General features: G+C 74.3%; 18 protein-coding genes. 11 read left to right on the plus strand and 7 right to left on the minus strand.

Annotated features, from left to right (window positions below; translation table 11 throughout):
- Positions 1-191 precede the first annotated feature (191 nt).
- The gene (locus C1708_RS07325; RefSeq protein ID WP_106411884.1) at positions 192-881 is read left to right on the plus strand and encodes a response regulator transcription factor; all 690 of its coding nucleotides are present in this window, start codon (positions 192-194) and stop codon (positions 879-881) included.
- A gap of 38 nt (positions 882-919) precedes the next feature.
- Positions 920-2326 (plus strand): sensor histidine kinase, encoded by a 1407-nt coding sequence (locus C1708_RS07330; RefSeq protein WP_106411885.1) that lies wholly within the window; start codon positions 920-922, stop codon positions 2324-2326.
- A gap of 108 nt (positions 2327-2434) precedes the next feature.
- Here the strand turns inward: C1708_RS07330 and msrB are convergent, their stop codons facing one another.
- The 4 genes from msrB to C1708_RS07350 all read right to left on the minus strand — a co-directional run bounded on the left by msrB (position 2435) and on the right by C1708_RS07350 (position 5821).
- Positions 2435-2842, minus strand: a complete 408-nt coding sequence (gene msrB / locus C1708_RS07335) for a peptide-methionine (R)-S-oxide reductase MsrB (protein ID WP_106411886.1) — start codon at positions 2840-2842, stop codon at positions 2435-2437.
- Positions 2843-2856: 14 nt separating this feature from the next.
- Positions 2857-4245: a UDP-N-acetylmuramate--L-alanine ligase gene (murC, locus tag C1708_RS07340; protein WP_106411887.1), complete on the minus strand. Its 1389-nt coding sequence runs from the start codon at positions 4243-4245 to the stop codon at positions 2857-2859.
- A gap of 82 nt (positions 4246-4327) precedes the next feature.
- Positions 4328-4801 (minus strand): indole-3-glycerol phosphate synthase, encoded by a 474-nt coding sequence (locus C1708_RS07345; protein WP_198602422.1) that lies wholly within the window; start codon positions 4799-4801, stop codon positions 4328-4330.
- Positions 4802-5017: 216 nt separating this feature from the next.
- Entirely contained in the window at positions 5018-5821 is an 804-nt protein-coding gene (locus C1708_RS07350) for a pyrimidine reductase family protein (protein ID WP_106411888.1), read from the minus strand.
- On the opposite strand from C1708_RS07350, the gene zapE reads away from it, so the two are divergent.
- From zapE to C1708_RS07365, 3 genes are all read left to right on the plus strand, one after another.
- Positions 5820-6968, plus strand: a complete 1149-nt coding sequence (gene zapE / locus C1708_RS07355) for a cell division protein ZapE (protein ID WP_391662977.1) — start codon at positions 5820-5822, stop codon at positions 6966-6968. The genes C1708_RS07350 and zapE overlap by 2 nt on opposite strands.
- A 587-nt stretch (positions 6969-7555) precedes the next feature.
- Entirely contained in the window at positions 7556-9010 is a 1455-nt protein-coding gene (locus tag C1708_RS07360) for a SulP family inorganic anion transporter (RefSeq protein ID WP_106411889.1), read from the plus strand.
- A gap of 416 nt (positions 9011-9426) precedes the next feature.
- Positions 9427-10824 carry an alkaline phosphatase PhoX gene (locus C1708_RS07365; RefSeq protein ID WP_106411890.1) on the plus strand — a complete coding sequence of 466 codons (1398 nt, stop codon included), beginning with the start codon at positions 9427-9429 and terminating at the stop codon, positions 10822-10824.
- A 59-nt stretch (positions 10825-10883) separates the two neighbouring features.
- On the opposite strand, the gene C1708_RS07370 is transcribed toward C1708_RS07365, so the two are convergent.
- Both C1708_RS07370 and C1708_RS07375 read right to left on the minus strand, forming a co-directional pair.
- Positions 10884-11369: an SRPBCC family protein gene (locus C1708_RS07370; RefSeq protein ID WP_106411891.1), complete on the minus strand. Its 486-nt coding sequence runs from the start codon at positions 11367-11369 to the stop codon at positions 10884-10886.
- Complete coding sequence (locus tag C1708_RS07375) at positions 11366-11761, minus strand: ArsR/SmtB family transcription factor (RefSeq protein WP_106411892.1); 396 nt, start codon at positions 11759-11761, stop codon at positions 11366-11368. The genes C1708_RS07370 and C1708_RS07375 overlap by 4 nt, the downstream gene beginning before the upstream one ends.
- A gap of 124 nt (positions 11762-11885) precedes the next feature.
- On the opposite strand from C1708_RS07375, the gene C1708_RS07380 reads away from it, so the two are divergent.
- From C1708_RS07380 to C1708_RS07390, 3 genes are all read left to right on the plus strand, one after another.
- Entirely contained in the window at positions 11886-13412 is a 1527-nt protein-coding gene (locus tag C1708_RS07380) for an FAD-dependent oxidoreductase (RefSeq protein ID WP_106411893.1), read from the plus strand.
- Positions 13413-13561: 149 nt separating this feature from the next.
- Positions 13562-14404 carry a polysaccharide deacetylase family protein gene (locus tag C1708_RS07385; protein WP_106411894.1) on the plus strand — a complete coding sequence of 281 codons (843 nt, stop codon included), beginning with the start codon at positions 13562-13564 and terminating at the stop codon, positions 14402-14404.
- Between the two features lie 17 nt (positions 14405-14421).
- Positions 14422-14613, plus strand: coding sequence for a hypothetical protein (locus C1708_RS07390; protein WP_106411895.1), 192 nt, complete (start codon positions 14422-14424; stop codon positions 14611-14613).
- 126 nt (positions 14614-14739) lie between these two features.
- On the opposite strand, the gene C1708_RS07395 is transcribed toward C1708_RS07390, so the two are convergent.
- The gene (locus tag C1708_RS07395) at positions 14740-15105 is read right to left on the minus strand and encodes a gas vesicle structural protein GvpA (RefSeq protein ID WP_106411896.1); all 366 of its coding nucleotides are present in this window, start codon (positions 15103-15105) and stop codon (positions 14740-14742) included.
- Between the two features lie 119 nt (positions 15106-15224).
- On the opposite strand from C1708_RS07395, the gene C1708_RS07400 reads away from it, so the two are divergent.
- The 3 genes from C1708_RS07400 (at position 15225) to C1708_RS07410 (ending at position 19930) form a co-directional block, all read left to right on the plus strand.
- Positions 15225-15944: an aminoacyl-tRNA hydrolase gene (locus C1708_RS07400; RefSeq protein ID WP_106411897.1), complete on the plus strand. Its 720-nt coding sequence runs from the start codon at positions 15225-15227 to the stop codon at positions 15942-15944.
- Between the two features lie 69 nt (positions 15945-16013).
- Positions 16014-17609, plus strand: coding sequence for an alpha/beta hydrolase (locus C1708_RS07405; protein WP_106411898.1), 1596 nt, complete (start codon positions 16014-16016; stop codon positions 17607-17609).
- A gap of 257 nt (positions 17610-17866) precedes the next feature.
- Entirely contained in the window at positions 17867-19930 is a 2064-nt protein-coding gene (locus C1708_RS07410; protein ID WP_106411899.1) for a neutral/alkaline ceramidase, read from the plus strand.
- Positions 19931-20014 lie beyond the last annotated feature (84 nt).

A 20014-nucleotide genomic window follows, 5' to 3' on the forward strand; every position in this document is an offset into this window, starting at 1 on the left:
TCGCGGGACCCCGGAGGCGGGGCGACCGGGGTCCATGCCGCCACCTGCCCAGGCCCCCGGCGCGGCAAACCGTCCGCCGCGACCGGACCGTCCGGCGGCCGCCTGTCGGTTCCCTGTCGGTTCGCTGTCGATCGGGTTCCGGTCGTGCACCGCCCTCGGGCGGGAGGGACGCGGTGGAGCAGTATGGGCGGGTGGACAGAGTGCGACTGCTCGTGGTGGACGACGACCCTCCGATAGCCGACCTGGTGGCGACGGTCGCCCGGTACGAGGGCTGGGAGGCGGTCACCGCCCACTCCGGTGCGGAGGCGCTGCGCCGGGCCGACGCGTTCCGCCCGGACATCGTGGTGCTGGACCTGATGCTGCCGGACGTCGACGGGTTCGGGGTGCTGGACGGGCTGCGCCGCTCCGGGCGGATGGTGCCGGTGGTGTTCCTCACCGCGCGGGACGGGGTCGCCGACCGGGTGGCGGGGCTGACCCGGGGCGGGGACGACTACCTGGTCAAGCCGTTCGCCGTCGAGGAGTTGATGGCGCGGTTGCGGACGGTGCTGCGGCGCAGCGCGGGCCCGGACTTCCAGCGGTCGGTGCTGCGGGTGGGCGACCTGACGCTGGACGAGGACACCCGGGAGGTGCGGCGCGGGGAGCACCTGCTGGCGCTCACCCCGACCGAGTACGAGGTGCTGCGCTATCTGATGCGCCGCTCGCCGACCGTGCTGACGAAGGCACAGATCCTGGACCACGTCTGGGAGTACGGCTTCGGCGGCCGGTCCAACGTGGTGGAGCTGGTGGTCAGCCGGCTGCGGCGCAAGCTGGACGCCACCGGCGCGCCGCTGATCCGGACCGTGCGGGGCTTCGGGTACGTGATCCGGCAGGCGGCGGAGTGAGGGCAGCGGCCCGGCGGCTGCGGGACACCTACCGGCGGATGCGGCTGGGCACCCGGCTGGCGCTGGGCCTCGGGGTGCTGTCGCTGGCGGTGTTCGCGGTCGTCGGCACGGCGCTCACCGCGTACATGCGGGACTACCTCGAACAGCAGCTGGGCGAGCAGCTGAAGCTCATCCAGACCGTGCAGGCCAAGGACGCGGCGGCCCACGGCACGGTACGGCGCAAGCCGTACTACGGCTGGTACACGGCGGTGTACGACGTCAGCGGCGGCGGGGTCACGCTGCGCAGGCCCGCCGACGTGCCCGGCGACACCCGCCCGCTGGCCGACCTGGCACGGGCGATGGCGCGCTCCGACACCGAGCTGATGCGCACCGCGCGGATCGACGGGGAGGGCACGTACCGGCTGCGCGGCTGCGAGGTGGAGCCGGGGGTGGTGCTGGTGAGCGCCGCTCCGGTGGAGGACGTGGAGAAGACCGTCGAACGGCTGGTCACCGTGCAGGTGGTGGTGTTCGCGCTGGCGCTGACGGCGCTGGTGGTGCTCGGGCGGCGGATGCTGCGGCGCGGGCTGAAACCGCTGAGCGACATGGCGCACACCGCTCACGGCATCACCTCGCACGACCTGACCGAGTCGGCGGCCCGGCTGCCGCTGCGCGCGGACGGACGCGACGGCGGACGCGAAGTGGTCGAGCTGCGCACGGCGTTCAACAGGATGCTGGAGCACATCGACGACTCCCTCGCGGTCCGCGCGGAGGCGGAGCTGCGGCTGCGCCGGTTCGTCGCGGACGCCTCGCACGAACTGCGCACCCCGCTGATGTCGGTGCGCGGCTACGCGGACCTGTTCCAGTACGCCGCCGCGAACGAACCCGCCGAGCGGGAGAAGCACTTGGGACGGCTGCGGGCCGAGGCGGCACGGATGGGCGTCCTGCTCGACGACCTGCTGCTGCTCGCCCGGCTGGACGCGGCCGAGGTCGAGGCGCCGCTGCGGACGGCCGACACGGATCTGACGGAGCTAGTGCAGCAGGCGGCGGACGCGTTCCGGGCGGGCCGCCCGGCGCACCCGCTCACCGTGACGGTGAACGCCTCCGCCCCCCTGTTCCTCCGCCTCGATCCGCAGCGGATACGGCAGGTGCTGGACAACCTGCTCGCCAACGCCGCCGTGCACACCCCGCCCGGCACCCAGGTGTCCGTCGAGGTCGCGGCCGTCGGCGGCACGGCCCTGGTGCGCGTCGCCGACGCGGGTCCGGGCATCCCGGCGGACCACCGGGAGCGGGTCTTCGACCGCTTCTACCGCGTCGACAAGGCCCGCACCCGCGACCGCGGCGGCAGCGGGCTGGGCCTGGCGGTCGCCCGCTCCCTGGCCCGCGCCCACGGCGGCGACATCGACCTGACGAGCCGGCCGGGCGCGACGGTGTTCACGGTGCGGCTGCCGTCGCGGGGGGCGCGGTGAGGACGCGCGTGCCGCCCGGTCCGCGCGGCCGGCTCGCCGGGCGGGCCGCGGCGGCCCGGCTCCTCGGCCGCCTGGCGCCGGCCGGGTGGCGAGGAGCGGGCCGGCGGATCAGGACTCGGCGGGCCGCAGGCGCAGCGAGATGCTGTTGATGCAGTACCGCTGGTCCGTGGGCGTCGGATAGCCCTCGCCCTCGAAGACGTGCCCGAGGTGCGAGCCGCAGCGGGCGCAGCGCACCTCGGTGCGCACCATGCCGTGCGAGCGGTCCTCGACCAGCTCGACGGCGTCGGTGTCCTTCGGGTCGTAGAAGGACGGCCAGCCGCAGTGCGACGCGAACTTCGTGTCCGAGGTGAACAGCTCCGCGCCGCAGGCACGGCAGGAGTAGACGCCCTCGGTCCTGGTGTCGGTGTACTCACCGGTGAAGGCCGGTTCCGTCGCCGCCTGGCGCAGAACCGCGTACTCGGACGGCGACAGCTCCGCGCGCCACTGCTCGTCCGGCTTCTCCACGTCGTACGGCATGAGGTTCCAGCCCCTTAGTTCGACAGACGGTCCAGGATGCGCGGGCCGAGGTCGGTGACGTCGCCCGCTCCCATGGTGAGAACCAGATCGCCGGGCCCGGCCATTCCCGCGACCGCCGCGGGGACCTCCGCCGCGTCGTGGACGGCCGTCACGTCCGCGCCGGCCGCGCGGGCCGCCTCGATGACCAGCTCGCTGGTGACGCCGGGGACCGGGTCCTCACGGGCCGGGTAGATGTCGAGGACCAGCGAGGCGTCGGCGAGGGCGAGGGCGTGGCCCATCTCCTTGCCCAGCTCGCGGGTGCGGGAGAACAGGTGGGGCTGGAAGACGACCAGGATGCGGGCGTCCCCGGCGGCGGAACGCATCGCCTCCAGGTCCGCGGTCATCTCGGTGGGGTGGTGCGCGTAGGAGTCGACGACCTGGACGCCGGCCGCCTCGCCCTTCAGCTGGAGGCGGCGCTTGACGCCGGTGTACGCGGCCAGCGCGGGGGCCAGCTCGGCAGCCGGGACGCCCAGCGCGACGCCCGCGGCGAGGGCGGCGACCGCGTTGTGCGCGTAGTGCTTGCCGGGCACCGACACGGTGAAGGTGAGCGGGGCGCCGTCCAGCTCGACGGTCACCTCGCTCCTCAGCCCCTGCGGGACGACCGACAGCACCCGCACGTCGGCGTCCGCGGACTCGCCGTACGTGACGGTCCGCACCGAGCCGTCCAGGCGGCGGGTCAGCTCGCGGGCGCCCTCGTGGTCGGCGGAGATCACCAGGGTGCCGCCGGGGACGATCCGGCCGACGAACGTCTCGAAGGACGCGTGGATCTCCTCCATCGACGCGTAGTTCGCGTGATGGTCCAGCTCCACGTTGAGGATGATCGCGACCTCGGGCGCGTACTTGTGGAAGCTGCGGTCGGACTCGTCGGCCTCGGCGACGAAGATCTCGCCCGTGCCGTGCAGCGCGTTGGAGCCGGGGGCGTCGAGGTCGCCGCCGATGGCGTACGACGGCTCGCGGCCCAGCTCGGTGAGGGCGACCGCCAGCATGGAGGTGGTGGTGGTCTTGCCGTGGGTGCCGGCCACCGCGATCGGGCGCAGGCCGTCCATCAGGGCCGCGAGGGCGTCGGAGCGGTGCACCACGGGGATGCCCAGCTCGGCGGCGCGCCGCAGCTCGGGGTTGTCCTCGCGGATCGCGGAGGAGACCACGACGCAGCTGGCGTCGTCGGCGAGGTGCCCGGCGGCGTGCCCGATGTGCACGGTGACGCCGAGGCCGCGCAGGGCGTCGGCGGTCGCCGAGTCCTTGGCGTCGCTGCCGGCCACGCTCGCGCCGCGCTGCGCGAGGATCTTGGCGATGCCCGACATCCCGGCGCCGCCGATGCCGATGAAGTGCGGTCGGTCCATGGCGGTGGGAAGGCCGGGTGCCATGCGTGTTCTCCCAGTGGTGCGACGAGCGGGACGACGGTCTTCGCGCCCTCGCGTGCCGAGCTCGGGAGAGCGCGGCCCCAGCCTATGCCTTGCTGTGGGAGAAGAGTTTCAGCACCGGCACGCCGACCTTGTGGCGGGCCCGGGAGGCCCAGTCGCGGTGGAAGAACTCCTCCACGTAGTGCGGGTCGGTCAGGACGATCACCTCGTCCGCGCCGACCTCCTCCACCAGCTTCTTCAGCGCGTCCAGCGGGTGGTCCGTGACAAGGCGGCCCTCGGCGGTGTCGCCGGTCGCGCGCAGCGCCTGGAGGGAGACCGCGAGCGCCCGCTCGCCCATGGAGCGGGCCTCCTCGCCCTCGGGGGTCTCGCCCTCGCGCACGGCCTCGTCGAGCTCGCCGAGCGCGACGTCGTCGATGGCTCTCAGCAGCCGGTCGGCCTGTTCGCCGCGCGGCTGGAGCAGGACGTGGAAGGCGACCGGCTCGTCGCCGTGCAGGGTGGTGACGAACTCCACGTCGGCGGACGTCAGGGCCTTCTCGATCATCAGTACGCTGGTGAACACCAGGCGCCCCTTACTCCTCGGAGGACCCGCGGGCCCTCTGCTCGTGGGCCGAGCCGGGCCCCCGGGGATCATCCTTCCCCGTGCGGGCGCGAGTACGGCCGGGATCCAGTCTCGCCCGTCACCGTGCGGGACGGGCGCGTCGTTCCGCCGATCGCCGGACCGGCGGTGTCGTACCGCTTGTCCTCCCTCCGGACTTCCACACCCGGCCGGGCCCGGTCAGGCCCGCCGGTAACGCGTGAACAGGAATCCGTCCTCCTCCAACACCGACGACAGCGCGTAACGCCGCGGAAGTGTCACTGGGGGTCCACCGGCGATGCGCTGAGCGTCACCGGCCGTGAGCATCGGCGAGACGGTGAGGCACAGTTCGTCCAGCACCCCGGCGGCGATCAGCCGGCCCAGCAGCCGGGGACCGCCCTCGGTCAGCAGCCGGGTGTGCCCCAGCCCGGCGAGGGCCCGTACGGCCCGCTCCGGGTCCACCCCGGTCCCCTCGCCGGCGAGGACCACGCGGGCGCCCGCCTCCTCGGCGGCGGCCGTGCGCTCCGGGTCGGCCCCGGCGCCGGTGAGGACCAGGGTGGGCACGACCGGGGAGGTGAACAGGGGCAGCGAGAAGTCGAGGTCCAGGCTCGCCGTGACCACCGCGATCGCGGGCGCCGGGGCCTGCCCGGCGGCCTCGCGGGCCGTCGCGAACTCGGCGCGGGCGCGGGCCGGGCGGTAGCCCTCCTGCCGAACCGTTTCCGCGCCGACCACGACGACGTCCGCCAGGGCCCGCAGCACGCCGAAGATCCGCATGTCGGCCGGGCAGGAGAGGGGCTGCGAGCGGCCCTCGTGCTGGGCGGCGCCGTCGAGGGTGGAGACCATGTTGCCGCGCAGCCACGGCTCACGGCCCTCCGGGCCGGGCCCGGGGTAGGCGTAGGCGGCGGCCAGCTCGGCCAGGCTCCACTCACGGCCGTCCGCCCCGCCGGCGGCTGCGGTCGCGTCGGTCACGTCGGTCACGTCGGTCACGGGGAACAGGCGTCGCATGTCAGGCAGTCTTCCACGCCCCGTACGATGGGGGATCGTGTCGTCCTCCGCAGCCTCCCGTCCCGGTCCGGCAGCCTCCGTGGCTCCGCTCTCCCTGTGCGCCCGCGAGCCGCACGTCCCCGCGGACCGGCTCGTCGCCGAGATGGTGCCGCCGCCGCGGTTCGACGCCGTCCGCTTCGACACGTACATCCCCGACCCGGACCAGCCGAGCCAGACCGAGGCCGTGCGCGTCCTCGAGGGCTTCGCGGCGGGCCTCGGCGGGAAGCCGGCCGGCGACTCGGGCCGGCGCCGGCTGTTCGGCTTCGGCAAGGCGCCGAAGAAGGCCCCGTCCGGGCCGCGCGGCGTCTACCTCGACGGCGGTTACGGCGTCGGCAAGACGCATCTGCTGGCCTCGCTGTGGCACGCCACCCCGGCCGAGCCGGCGCTCAAGGCGTTCGGCACGTTCGTGGAGCTGACCAACCTGGTGGGCGCGCTGGGCTTCCAGCAGACCGTCACGACCCTCTCCGGGCACCGGCTGCTGTGCATCGACGAGTTCGAGCTGGACGACCCGGGCGACACCGTGCTGGTCTCCACCCTGCTCGGCAAGCTGGTCGAGGCGGGCGTCGCACTCGCCGCCACTTCCAACACCCTGCCGGGCAGGCTCGGCGAGGGCCGGTTCGCCGCGGCGGACTTCCTGCGCGAGATCCAGGGTCTGTCGGCGCACTTCCGCGCCCTGCGGATCGACGGCGAGGACTACCGGCACCGGGGGCTGCCCGAGGCGCCGCCGCCGTACTCCGACGACCTGGTGACCCGGGTGGCGCACGCCACCGAGGGGGCGTCGCTGGACGCCTTCCCCGACCTGCTGGACCACCTCGCGCGGGTCCACCCCAGCCGCTACGGCGCCCTCACCGACGGCATCGGCGCGGTGTGCCTCACCGGCGTGCGTCCGGTGCCGGACCAGTCGACCGCCCTGCGGCTCGTGGTCCTCGCGGACCGGCTGTACGACCGTGAGGTGCCGGTGCTCGCGTCGGGGCTGCCGTTCGACCAGCTGTTCAGCGAGGAGATGCTGAAGGGCGGCTACCGCAAGAAGTACTTCCGCGCGATCTCACGCCTCACCGCACTGGCCAGGGACGCCAAGCCGCTCGCGGACACCGTGGACACCGTCTGACCCGGGCGGCACCGGATCGCCGCACGCATGCCCGACACCCGAACGGATCATCGGCGGTCACGGAAGTGATCGCGCCAACCCACGTGTTCTTTTCGGGCTGACTGCGGCACAGCCCTTCGATGAGGCGGTGCAAACGGCCACGCGGGGGTTAACGTGTCTCTTGACCAACCGTTGACCATCCGCTTACCTGTGATGCCGAGTGCGAACCGCCTTGTCAGGTACGGGTGTTACGAGGTCGGGCGACCGATGGCCGCACTCCCGGGCCTTGCCGTCGCTTTACCTCGGCCACCCCGTACCGCGGCTCCGCGGCCTTCGCATCCGCGCACACGGTCCGGCACACAGCGGGCCAGTGATCAGCGGGCCGGTCCTCGTCGTGCAGTCCGACGCGTCCCCACACGCGCCAGGAGGAGACAGATGCACCGCCCTTTCGCCGACCGCCCCCGCTCGCCCGGCCGGCGCCCTGAACCGTCCGCCCGCCGCGCCGGCGCCCTCTCCCGTCTCTCCGTACCGTCCCCCATCGCCGTGCCGTCCTCCGCCGTCACCGCGCGCGCCGCCGTCCGCGCGTGCCGGACCCGGTGAGGGCACGCGTGCTCCGCTTCCCCCATCTGCGGCAGGACGTCGCCGCCTCGCTCGTCGTGTTCCTCGTCGCCCTCCCGCTGTGCGTGGGCGTCGCCGTCGCCTCCGGGGCCCCCGCCGAACTCGGTCTCGTCACCGGCATCGTGGGGGGTCTGGTGACCGGCCTGCTGCCGGGCAGCAGCCTGCAGGTGTCCGGCCCGGCCGCCGGGCTCACCGTGCTGGTCTACCAGGCGGTCGACTCCTACGGGCTGCCCGCGCTCGGCGTCATCGTGCTCGCCGCCGGGCTGCTCCAGCTCGCCATGGGGGCGCTGCGGCTCGGCCGCTGGTTCCGGGCGATGTCGTTGTCCGTGATCGAGGGCATGCTGGCCGGCATCGGCCTGGTCCTCATCGCCGGCCAGCTCTACGCCGCCGCCGGCCTCGAGGCGCCCGCCGGCGGCATCGACAAGCTCCTCGGACTGCCCGGGGCCGCCGCGGACGCGCTCGCCGGCCGGGAGGCGCTCGCCTCGCTGGCGGTGAGCGCGGGCACGGTCGTGGTGATGGTGCTGTGGCGGAGGCTTCCGGCGCCGGCCGGGGCCGTGCCGGGTGCGCTCGCCGCGGTGCTCCTGGCGACGGCGGTCACGGCGGCGTTCGCCGTGCCGGTCGCCACGGTCGAGGTACGGGGGCTGTTCGAGTCGGTCCAGCCACCCGGCGTGGGCACCTTCGGCGTCCTCGCGGACGTGGGCGTGCTGGGCACGATCGTCGCCTTCGCCCTCATCGCCTCCGCGGAGAGCCTGTTCAGCGCGGCCGCGGTGGACCGGCTGCACACCGGGCCGCGCACCCGCTACAACAAGGAGCTGGTGGCGCAGGGCGCGGGCAACACGGTCTGCGGGCTGCTCGGCGCGCTGCCGATGACCGCGGTCATCGTGCGCAGCTCGGCCAACGTCCAGGCGGGTGCGAGGACCAAGGCGTCCCGGGTGCTGCACGGCGTGTGGCTGCTGCTGTTCGCCGCGCTGCTGCCGTCCGCGCTCGCCCTGATCCCGCTGCCCGCGCTGGCGGGCATCCTGATCCACGCGGGCTGGAAGCTGATCCCCTTCCGGGGACTGGCCGCCCTGTGGCGCGGCCAGCGGGGCGAGGCGCTGGTCCTGGTCGTCACGGCCGTGTCGATCGTCGCGGTCAACATGTTCGAGGGCGTGCTGATCGGGCTGGCCCTGTCGGTGGTGAAGACGGCCTGGGAGTCCTCGAAGGTCAAGCTGGAGGTCATGGACAAGGGCGCGGGCCCCGTCCAGGTCCACCTCTCGGGCAACGCGACGTTCCTGCGCCTCCCCAAGATCCTCGACACCCTGGAGTCCCTCCCCCAGGACCGCCCGGTCGAACTCGACCTCACGGCCCTCCATCACCTGGACCACGCGTGCAGCACGGCGCTGAACCACTGGGCGGAACGGCACAGCGCGTCGGACACGCCGCCGGTGCGGCTGACGACGCGGTGACGTGCCCGCCGGGCGACGGGGGCACGCCCGGTGGGCGGTGTGCCCAGCACCCGCCCACCCGGCGGCTCGGGCGGCCGGTCCGGCGGCCCGGGCCCCGGTTCCGCAGCCGTCCCGGCGGCCCGGTGGTCCGGGGAAGCCGAGCGGCCGGTCGGCCCGGCGACCCGGCGCCCCGGCGACCGGGCGACCGGGAGGCCGGGCGCCCCGGCCGTTCCGGCGGTTCCGGCGGTTCCGGACACCGGAGCGTCCCTCAACGGGCCTGGGGTGTCCCCAGCGGGCCGGGGCCCGGGACGGACTGCGGGTCCGCATGGACAGGCCGCCCCGCGGGACACGGGCGGCTCGCGTGGTTCACGGGATCGGCGGCAGGTGATAGACACGGCGGGGTCACAGTTCCTGTCCGCCAGCAGGAAGGTTTCCCCATGCCAGAAAACGGGTCCCCCCACGGCTCCACGGCAACAACCCGACGCCAGCTGCTCGCCCGTTCCGGCGCCGTGGGTGTCGGCATCGCCTTCACCGGCGCCCTGTCCGAGCTGTTCACCGGCACCTCCGCCGCTCAGCACCTCGGCCACACCGGCTACGGCGACCTGGTCCCCGACCCCGACGGACTGCTCGACCTGCCCGAGGGCTTCCGCTACACGGTGCTCTCCCGGGAGGGTGACCCGCTGAGCTCCGGCGAGGGTCCCGTCCCCTCCAACCACGACGGCATGGCCGCCTTCGCCGGCCGGCAGGGCCGTACCCACCTGGTCCGCAACCACGAGAACCGCGTCACCGGCAGGGTCCCGGTCCCGGTGGTCGAGGGGCTGACGTACGACCCGGAGGGCAAGGGCGGCTGCACCGCCCTGACCCTCGACCGGAGCGGCCGGGTGGTCTCCGAGCGGGTGGCGATCGCCGGTACGGCCGTCAACTGCGCGGGCGGGCCCACCCCGTGGAACACCTGGCTGACCTGCGAGGAGACCGAGGACAAGGCCGGCACCAACGGCTACGCCAAGGACCACGGCTTCATCTTCGAGGTCGACGGCGCCGATCCCCGCCGCACCGGCGCCGTACCGCTGACCGCGATGGGCCGCTTCCAGCACGAGGCGGTCGCGGTGGACCCGCGGCGGGGCGTGGTCTACGAGACGGAGGACGCCTTCCAGCGCCCCTTCGGCCTGTTCTACCGCTTCCTGCCGAGGAAGCCGCTGGGCGGCACGGGCTCGCTGCGCGCGGGCGGCAAGCTCCAGGCGATGCGGGTGCCGGGGGTCCCGGACCTGTCCTCGGTCCAGGAGATCGGCGCCCGTTTCGACGACATCGAGTGGGTCGACGTACCGGACCCGCTGGCCGTCGAGACCCCCATCCGGTTCCAGGACTTCGGTCCGAAGGGCATCACCCACGCGCAGAAGCTGGAAGGCTGCTACTGGGGCGGCCGCTCCGTCTACTTCGTGTCGTCCTTCGCCCGCGCCGCCGACGGCTCGGCCGCCGACCACTACGGGCAGATCTGGCGCTACGACCCGGACCGGCGCCGCCTCACCCTGGTGATCGTCTTCGGCCCGGACACCGACGTCCAGCTGCCCGGCGAGTCCCCGGACAACATCTGCCTCGCGCCCAGCGGCGGCCTGATGGTGTGCGAGGACGGCGGCGGCGCCCAGCACGTCTACGGCGTCACCCGGCGCGGCGAGGTCTACCCGATGGCCCGCAACCGCCAGAACACGGGCACGGCCGAGGACCCGGAGTGGGGCGAGTTCGCCGGCGTCACGTTCTCCCCGGACGGCCGGACGATGTACGTCAACGTCTACGACCCGGGCACGACGTTCGCCGTGACGGGGCCCTGGCGCCGCTGACACGGGGGGCGCGGAGGGCGGCGCGGCACCGCCCGCCCTGCGCGCCCCCGTTCCGCCGTTCAGCCCTCCAGCAGCGCGTCCATCTGGCCGACGGCCTGGCTCATGCCCTCCACCATGCCCATCTCGGCCAGCTGCTCCATCTGCTCCCGGCTGTCGAACACGGACCGCAGTTCCATCCGCGTCCCGCCCTCGCGCCCGGTGAGCGTCATCCGGACCGTGGTGACCGGCATCTCCGGGTCCGGCCGCCCGTCCTGGCCGGCGAAGCCGTCGGTGAACTCCAGGGCCGTCGGCGGCGTGACCGAGGAGACCCGCCACCAGCCGCCGAACTTGTCGCCCTCCGGTCCGGTCATGTAGTACGTCACGCCGCCGCCCGGGGTGAGGTCGTGCTCCTCGACGGTCGCCGGGTATCCGGGCGGGCCCCACCAGCGCTCCAGCAGCCGCGGGTCGGCCCACAGCTGCCAGACCCGCTCCACCGGTGCGGCGAAGTCCGCGACGAGGGTGAGCGTGAGGGTGTCGACGTCCTTGTCGACACGGGTGACAGTCATCCGTCCGTTCCTTTCCTGTCGCTTGGTGCGGGCTGCCGGCCGGTGTCCCGGCCGTCCTCCTCGGAGAGCAGGCCGGACATCCGGTCCACCCGGTCCCGCCAGGCCGACTCCAGCGCGTCGAGCGCCTGCCGCGCGCGGGCCACCGCCTCGAAGTCGGTGCGCACGAGCTGCTCCCGTCCGCGCCGCTCCTTGGTGACCAGCCCGGCCCGCTCCAGCACCGTGACGTGTTTCTGCACCGCCGCGAAGCTCATCGGGTACGCGGCGGCCAGCCGTGACACGGACAGCTCACCGCGGACACAGCGGCGGAGCATGTCGCGACGCGTCGCGTCGGCCAGCGCGTGGAACAGCCGGTCCACGGCCCGGTCGGCCTCATCGATCCCATCTACAACCATCTGGTTGTACGTTACGCCCTCACCCGCACGCCCACAACCGCACCCGCACCGCCCGCACCGTCCGGACGGGTCACCCTGGAACCCGCTCGCCGTGAAGCCCCGACACCGGGGTACCCGCCCCCGCATGACGGAGAAGCAGCACTCGGGTGACTCGTACTGGCTGAACACCGCGCCCGGCGGGGAGCCCCGCCCCGCACTGGACGACGACCTCGACGTGGACGTGGCGGTGATCGGCGGCGGCATCGCCGGTCTGTGCACGGCCTGGGAGCTGGCCCGGGCCGGGCGCAGCGTCGCCGTGCTGGAGGCCGACCGGATCGCGGCGGGCGTCACCGGGCACACCACGGCGAAGATCACCGCGCTGCACTCGCTGGTCTACGACAAGCTGCGCCGCACCCGCGGCAGCGAGGGCGCGCGGCTGTACGCCAGGTCGCAGGCGGAGGCCATCGAGCGGACCGCCGGGGTGGTGGCGGAGCTCGGCGTCGACTGCGCGTGGGAGCGCCGCAGCGCGTACACCTACGTCACGGACGCCGCGCGGGTGGACGAGGTGCGCGCGGAGGCGCGGGCCGCGCGGGAGGCGGGCCTGCCCGCGTCCTTCGTGACGGAGACCGGGCTGCCGTTCCCGGTGGCGGGGGCGGTGGAGGTGACGGACCAGGCGCAGTTCCATCCGCGCGAGTACCTGCTGGCGCTCGCCGACGACATCGAGACGCACGGCGGCCGTCTGTACGAGGACACCACGGTGCTGGGCCTGGAGGAGGGCGAGCCGTGCCGGCTGTCGACGGCGACCGGGGCCTCCGTCACGGCCCGGGACGTCGTGGTCGCCACCCACTACCCGCTCTTCGACCGGTCGATGCTGTTCACCCGCCTCTCCCCGCGCCGCGAGCTGGTCGTCGCCGGCCCGGTCCCGGCCGGGCTGGACCCGGACGGCATGTACATCACCCCCGAGGAGGGCACCCGCTCGGTGCGCACCGCGCCCTACGGCGACGACGCCTCGCGCCGGCTGCTGGTGGTCACCGGCGAGCACTTCACGCCCGGCACCGGCGACACCCGCGCCCGCTTCGACCGGCTGGCGCAGTGGGCCCGCCGGCACTTCCCCGGCGTGGAGCTGACCCACTTCTGGGCCACCCAGGACAACGACCCCACCGACACGGTGCCGCTGGTCGGGCCGCTGCACCCGGGCGCCCGGCACGCGTACGTCGCCACCGGATTCGGCGGCTGGGGCATGAGCGGCGGCATGATGGCGGGCCGGCTGCTCGCCGCGCAGATCACCGGCGGGGAGTGCGCCTGGGCCGGGCTGTACGACCCGCGGCGCCTGGCCTCCACCGTGCGTGAGGCGCCGGCCTTCCTCAAGCACCAGGCGCAGGTCGCCAAGCACTTCGTCGGCGGCCGGCTGCGCCCGTCGCCGCCGGTGGAGGCGCTGCCGCCGGGCGAGGGCGCGGTGGTGCGCACGGAGGGCGGCCGGCTGGCGGTCTACCGGGACGACGACGGCGCCCTGCACGCGGTCTCCGCCCGCTGCACCCACATGGGCTGCCTGGTCGACTTCAACGCGGCCGAGCGCGCGTGGGAGTGCCCGTGCCACGGGTCCCGCTTCGACACGGACGGCAAGGTCGTCCAGGGTCCGGCGACCAAACCGCTGGAGCGGCGGGACATCTGAGCCTGCTTTCCGGAGGGGGCGGCCCCCCGCCGACCGGGCCGCCACCGCCCCGGCTCCCATCGGCCCGGTCCCCGCCGACCGGGTGAGCGCGCCGTCCCCTCCGCCCGAGCCGCGACGGCCCCCGCCGCGGACCGCCCTATTGTCATACGGTGATCACACTTTCACGTCGTGTCATCGCCGTCTGTGCCCTCGCCGCCGCCCTCACCGCCTGCGGCGCCACCACCGGCCCCGCCGTGCGGCCGCCCGCCCCCGCGCCCTCCCCCGCCGCCCCGTCGGCTCCCCCCACGCTCGCCGCGGGACCCGCGGGCCTCACCCCGGTCTTCGAGCACGGCCCCCGGGACGCCGGGAAGACCGTCGCCCTCACCTTCGACGCCGACATGACCGCCGACCAGGGCCCGCGGGCCGCGGCGGGCGAGCGCTTCGACCATCCGCGGCTGATCGAGACGCTGCGCGCGCTGGAGGTGCCGGCGACGGTGTTCATGACGGGCCGGTGGGCCGAGGAGTACCCGGACCAGGCCCGTGCCATCGGCCGGGACCCGCTCTTCGAGGTCGCCAACCACTCGTACAGCCACCACGCCTTCACCGGCGACTGCTACGGCCTGCCCACGGTGCCGGAGGAGCGGATGCGGGCCGACGTGGAGCGGGCGTACCAGGTGTTCCGGGCGGTGGGCGTGCCCGATCCGATGCCGTACTTCCGCTTCCCGGGCGGCTGTCACGACCGGCGGGCGCTGAAGGCGCTCATCCCGGCCGGCGTCACGGCCGTGCAGTGGGACGTCGTCGGCGGCGACGCCTTCGCCACCGACGCGGACGCCGTGGCCCGGCAGGTGCTGGACGGGGTGCGGCCCGGTTCGGTGGTCGTCCTGCACTGCACCCGCAGCGCCGCCCCGACGACGGAGGAGGCGGTGCGGACGGTCGTCCCGGAACTGCGCCGCCAGGGGTACCGCTTCGTCAAGGTCTCCGAGCTGATCGGCGCCGCGAACGGCCGCGGCTGACGTCCTACGCTGGAGGCATGAGCGACGACGCGACCGACCGCGACCACTGCCTCGTCGGCACGGACCGCCCGCCGAAGGCGGACGGCCCGCCGTACGCGGCGTGCGTCCAGTGCCAGGAGCCGACGGAGTACCCGGAGACGTACAAGGGCGTCACGCTGTGCCCGGTCTGCGAGTGGCGGGAGGCGGAACGCACCTCCTGCTCCGGCTGACCGGCCCCGCGGTCGCTCCGGCAGGCAGGTGCGCAGGTGTCTCACGGGTGAGGCCGCCCGAGCGAGGGCCGGGAGCGGCCCCCATGGACGGCCGGGACCTTCTGCCGGTAGGGGGCACGGCCCTCGCTACTTCCGCCTCGGCTCCTCGCGCGCCTGCTGGAAGGCCTCGGAGACGGTCTCCAAGGCACCGGACAGCAGCCCCTTGGCCGCTCCCCGGGAGCCTGATTCACGCATCTTGTCCGGGAGTTCGGTCAGCCCGGCGGGCTTGCGCGGCCCGGACTCCAGATCGAGCCGGTTGCACGCCTCGGCGAAGCGCAAGTAGGTGTCCACGCTGGCCACCACGATGCGGATGTCGATCTTGAGTATCTCGATACCGACCAAGGACACCCGCACGAACGCGTCGATCACCAGTCCTCGGTCGAGGATCAGCTCCAGTACGTCGTAGAGACCGCTGGAGCCTCCCCCGCCACGCTGCGGCACCACCTGAGTCATCGCCCATCAGCCCCTTCCCCCCATCCTGGTGCCCGCTCGGCGCCCCTTGATGTCCCTCCGTGCCGGGCCCGGCCGGATCCGCCCGGCAGCGCCCCCGTCCCGCTTGGCACACTGGCCGGGTGAACGACGACCGGACGACACCCGCCCCCGACAGCCCCTTCCGACCCGACCCGGGCGACCGTGACGCGGCGCCGCAGTTCGTGCTGCCCCTGGTGGTCCGTATCGAGCGGGCCGCGCCGCCCGCCCGTACCGACGCCCTGGAGACGGCGGCCCGCGCGGTCCTGGCGATGCTGACCGACGAGCGGTCGGTGGGCGAGGGCGAATGGGCGCAGGCCGTGCGCGACTGGCAGGACGCCCGTATCCGCAAGGTGGTGCGGCGGGCGCGCGGCGCGGAGTGGCGGCGTGCGGAGGCGCTCCCCGGGATCACCGTGACCGGGAAGTCGGCCGAGGTGCGGGTCTTCCCGCCGGTGCCGCTGGACGGCTGGCCCAAGGACCTGGCCCGGCTCCAGGTGTCCGGCACCGACCTCGACGACCCCGGTCCGGTGCCCCCGGCGGACCCCGGCGTGCCGACGCTCTGGATGAACCCGGACCTGGAGATGTCGGCCGGCAAGGCGATGGCCCAGGCCGGTCACGGCGCCCAACTCGCCTGGTGGGAGCTGTCGGACGCGGCCCGTGAGGCCTGGCGGGCGGTCGGCTTCCCGCTCGCCGTGCGCACCGCCGACCCCGCCGACTGGCCCGCGCTGACCGGCGGCGGCCTGCCCACGGTGCGCGACGCCGGCTTCACGGAGATCGCCCCCGGCTCGTGCACCGTCGTGGCGGACCACCCGGCCCTGCGCTGACCCCCGGGCGCGTCCCCCGGATGGACGCGCGGCCGTGCGGCGGCCGTCGGGCGGCCGGAGGCTGGGCGCATGCCGATACGACGTACGACAGCCGCTGCCCTGCTGTCCGGCGCCGTCCTGCTCTCCGCCTCCCTGGCCGCCTGCGGCCCGGCCGGCGACGGCGGGGCCGCGGGCGGAGGCGGCGAGGAGGACGACCGCGGACGGATATGGGCGCAGTCCCTCGACTGGAAGGACTGCCCCGTACCGTCCCCCCTGCAGGGCGGAGGAGAGGCGCCCGAGCCGTTGCCGGACGGCACCCGCTGGCAGTGCGCCGGCATGCGGGCGCCGCTGGACTGGGACAGACCGGGCGGCGAGACCATCGACATCGCCCTGATCCGGGCGGCGTCCCGCGCGGACGCCGCCGACCGCATCGGTTCGCTGCTGTTCAACTTCGGCGGGCCCGGCGAGTCCGGTGTGACCGCCCTGCCCGCCCTCGCCCCCGACTACGAGCAACTCCGTTCCCGTTACGACCTGGTGAGCTTCGACCCGCGCGGGGTCGGCGCGAGCGCCGGGGTCGCCTGCCTGGACGCCGAGGCGGCACAGGCGAGGACCGAGCAGGACGACACCCCCGACGACGGGGACGACGAGGTGACCGCCCTGCTCCAGGCGCGGCAGCGGCACGCGGACGCCTGCGCACGGGAGTCGGGACGCGTGCTGCCGCACGTGGGCACCGAGGACGCCGCCCGCGACATGGACCTGCTGCGTCATCTGCTCGGTGACGAGAAGCTGCACTACTTCGGGATCTCCTACGGCACCGAACTGGGCGGCGTCTACGCCCACTTGTTCCCCGGGCACGTGGGCCGTGCCGTCCTGGACGGCGTCGTGGACCCGACGCTGGACCAGATGGAGGGCGCGCTCGCGCAGGCGGGCGGGTTCCAGCTCGCGTTCGACCACTTCGCCCAGTGGTGCGTGGACACCGGCTGCGCGCTCGGCGACAGCCCGGAGGAGGTCATGGAGCTCGTCATGGGACTGGAGGAGACCCTGGACGACGAGCCGCTGACCGTCGGCGGGGACAGGGTGCTCACCGGTTCCCAGCTGATCGACGCCGTCGTCCGGGCGCTCCACCTGGAGACCGCGTGGCCCGCCCTGGAGGTGGGGCTGCAACTGCTCGCCGCCGACGAGGGCGAGACCCTGCTCGGCCTCGCGGACGCGCTCAACGGCCGTCACGCCGACGGCTACAGCGGCCGGCAGGACGCCCGGACCGCCATCACCTGCGCCGACCGCAGCGACCGTTACACCGTGGACGACGTGCGGGAACAGGCCGCCGCGTTCGAGGAGGCCTCCCCCCTCTTCGGCGACGCCCTGGCGTGGGGCGCGCTGCAGTGCGCCGACTGGCCGGTGCCGGGCAGGGCCGAGCACCCGGACGTGAGCGCGCCGGGCGCGCCGCCGGTCCTGCTCGTCGGCACCACCGGTGACCCGGCGACGCCCTACGAGGGCGCCGCGCGGATGGCGGAGCGCCTCGGCGAGGGCGTGGGCGTGGAACTCACCTACGAGGGCGAGGGCCACGGCGCGTACGGCTCCGGCAACACCTGTGTGCGCGAGGCCGTGAACGCGTACCTGCTGGACGGCACGGTGCCGGCCGCGGGGACCGTGTGCGAGCGGGAGCCGCTCCAGGGCAAGGGGTGACGCCGCCCCCGGAACGGCGGGAGCCGGCCCGGCGGGTCCGTGATCGGCGGACCGGCCGGGCCGGCTCCGTCGTGTCAGCGGTGCGCGCGTCACCGTGCCGCTCCCGTCGCGGCGTCGGCCGCCGTGCAGGCCCTGCTCCGGCCGCGCACATCCTCTTGCCGTGTCCATGGCAGGCGGTGTACCAATGAAGCGCGCGGAACATGAATGTTGTTCATGTTCCGCCCGCCCGGGGGCCGACCGAGCCTGAGGAGCAGCGTATGACCGCGGAACGTCCTCCCTTGCGCGACCGCCGGACCGTCCTGAAGGCGGGGGCCGCCACCGGCCTCGGGCTGGCGGGCGCGCACCTGGTCTCCCCGGGCGCCGCGGCCGCCGCCGCGGGAGGCGGCGGCGGTTATCTCGTCGGCCGGGGGATCTCCGACGCCACCGGCGAGGTCGCCGAGGTCGGCATGATGGGGTACGGCCGATTCGACCAGCAGGCGGCGGGGCTGCACACCCGCCTGCGGGCGCGGGCGTTCGTCGTGGTCGAGGAGGCGAGCGGACGCCGCGTGCTGCTGATCGTCGCCGACTCCCCGATGATCTTCGAGAGCGTGCACCGGGCGGTGCTGCGACGGCTGAAGCAGGCGTACGGCGGTCTGTACACCGAGCGGAACGTGCTCATCACCGCCACCCACACCCACGCGGGACCCGGCGGCCACTCGCACCATCTCCTCTACAACACCACGACGTTCGGCTTCCACCGGGCGACCTTCGAGGCGGTGGCGGACGGCCTGTTCGAGGCGGCGCGCAATGCGCACGACGACCTGGCCCCGTCCGAACTGCTCCTCAGCCACGGCACGTTGACCGGTGCGAGCGTCAACCGCTCGCGGGCCGCCTTCGACCGCAACCCGAAGGCCGACCGGGACCACTTCCCGGACGGCGTCGACACCCTCACCACCCTGCTGCGGGTGGAGCGCGGGGGCCGCACGGTCGGGGCGGTCAACTGGTTCCCGGTGCACGGCACCAGCATGTCCGGCGACAACCGCCTGATCAGCGCCGACAACAAGGGCTACGCGGCCTACCACTGGGAGCGCGAGGTCCACGGCGTCGACTATCTGGCCGACGGCTCCCCGGCGTTCGTCTCCGCGTTCGCCCAGACCAACAGCGGCGACATGTCGCCCAACCTGGACCTGGTGCCGCCCACGACGCCCGCCGACTTCGAGGCCACCCGCGCCAACGGGCTCCGCCAGTACGAGGCGGCCGCGGCCCAGGCGGGGAAGCCCGGCACGCGGCTGTCCGGGCCGGTCGACTCGCGGATGGTGTACGTGGACCTCTCCGACGTCACCGTGCGCCCGGAGTTCACCGGCGACGGGCGGACGCACCGCACGTCCACCCCGTGCGTCGGCGCGGCGATGGCGGCGGGCAGCCTGGAGGACGGCCCGGCCTTCCCCGGCTTCGACGAGGGCGAGAACCCGTTCTGGGACGCCGTCTCCGACTCGATCGTCTACACGGTCTCCCCCGAGCTGAAGCAGGCCCAGGCGCCGAAGGACGTCTTCGTGCCGATCGGGGAGATGAACCGCGTCTACCCGTGGGTGCAGGAGCGGGTGCCGGTGATGCTGGTGCGCATCGGCGGCCTCTACCTGATCGGCATCCCCGGCGAGGTCACCGTCTGCGCGGGCCTGCGGCTGCGGCGCACGGTCGCCGGGATCGTCGGCGCGGCCCTCGACGACGTCCTCGTCGCCGGTTACAGCAACGCGTACGTCCACTACGTGACCACGCCGGAGGAGTACGACGCCCAGCACTACGAGGGCGGCAGCACCCTCTTCGGGCGCTGGCAGCTCCCGGCGCTCCAGCAGACCGCGGCCGAGCTGGCGGTGTCCCTGCGCGACGGCACGGACCTGCCGCTCGGCCCCGAGCCGCCGGACCTGTCCGGCACGGTGCTCTCGCTCCAGCCCGGCGTGGTGCTGGACGCGCCGCCCCTGTTCCGGACGTTCGGCGACGTGCTGGTGCGGCCGCGGGAGAACTACCGGACGGGGGAACGCGTCGAGGTCGTCTTCGCGGGCGCCCACCCGGGCAACGACCTGCACCGCGGTGACACGTACCTGCGGATCGAGCGGCGGGACTCCGGCGGGGCCTGGCGCACCGTCGCCGACGACGGCGACTGGGCGACCCGCTTCCACTGGGCCCGCGACGGGATCGCCGCGTCCAAGGTCACGATCACCTGGGACATCCCCCGGGGCACTCCCCCGGGCGCCTACCGCGTCGTCTACCACGGCGACGCGAAGAGCCTGGACGGGAAGGTCTCGTCGATCACGGGTGTGTCGACGGCCTTCCAGGTGCGCTGAGAGACGCACAGACGCACCCCTCCGGCGACGGGTCAACGGGCCGGGCGGCCGCCGTGACGGCCTGCCCCAACCTCAAATGTTCCT

It is taken from the genome of Streptomyces sp. DH-12 (genome assembly GCF_002899455.1).
Lineage (GTDB): Bacteria > Actinomycetota > Actinomycetes > Streptomycetales > Streptomycetaceae > Streptomyces.

Coding starts and splice junctions, on each gene's coding strand:
- C1708_RS07375 (WP_106411892.1), bottom strand. CDS start 11,761: ATGGTTGTAGATGGGATCGATGAGGCCGACCGGGCCGTGGACCGGCTG.
- C1708_RS07390 (WP_106411895.1), top strand. CDS start 14,422: ATGAGCGACGACGCGACCGACCGCGACCACTGCCTCGTCGGCACGGAC.
- C1708_RS07405 (WP_106411898.1), top strand. CDS start 16,014: ATGCCGATACGACGTACGACAGCCGCTGCCCTGCTGTCCGGCGCCGTC.
- C1708_RS07365 (WP_106411890.1), top strand. CDS start 9,427: ATGCCAGAAAACGGGTCCCCCCACGGCTCCACGGCAACAACCCGACGC.
- C1708_RS07350 (WP_106411888.1), bottom strand. CDS start 5,821: ATGCGACGCCTGTTCCCCGTGACCGACGTGACCGACGTGACCGACGCG.
- C1708_RS07380 (WP_106411893.1), top strand. CDS start 11,886: ATGACGGAGAAGCAGCACTCGGGTGACTCGTACTGGCTGAACACCGCG.
- murC (WP_106411887.1), bottom strand. CDS start 4,245: ATGGCACCCGGCCTTCCCACCGCCATGGACCGACCGCACTTCATCGGC.
- msrB (WP_106411886.1), bottom strand. CDS start 2,842: ATGCCGTACGACGTGGAGAAGCCGGACGAGCAGTGGCGCGCGGAGCTG.
- zapE (WP_391662977.1), top strand. CDS start 5,820: ATGTCAGGCAGTCTTCCACGCCCCGTACGATGGGGGATCGTGTCGTCC.
- C1708_RS07370 (WP_106411891.1), bottom strand. CDS start 11,369: ATGACTGTCACCCGTGTCGACAAGGACGTCGACACCCTCACGCTCACC.
- C1708_RS07410 (WP_106411899.1), top strand. CDS start 17,867: ATGACCGCGGAACGTCCTCCCTTGCGCGACCGCCGGACCGTCCTGAAG.
- C1708_RS07395 (WP_106411896.1), bottom strand. CDS start 15,105: ATGACTCAGGTGGTGCCGCAGCGTGGCGGGGGAGGCTCCAGCGGTCTC.
- C1708_RS07330 (WP_106411885.1), top strand. CDS start 920: ATGCGGCTGGGCACCCGGCTGGCGCTGGGCCTCGGGGTGCTGTCGCTG.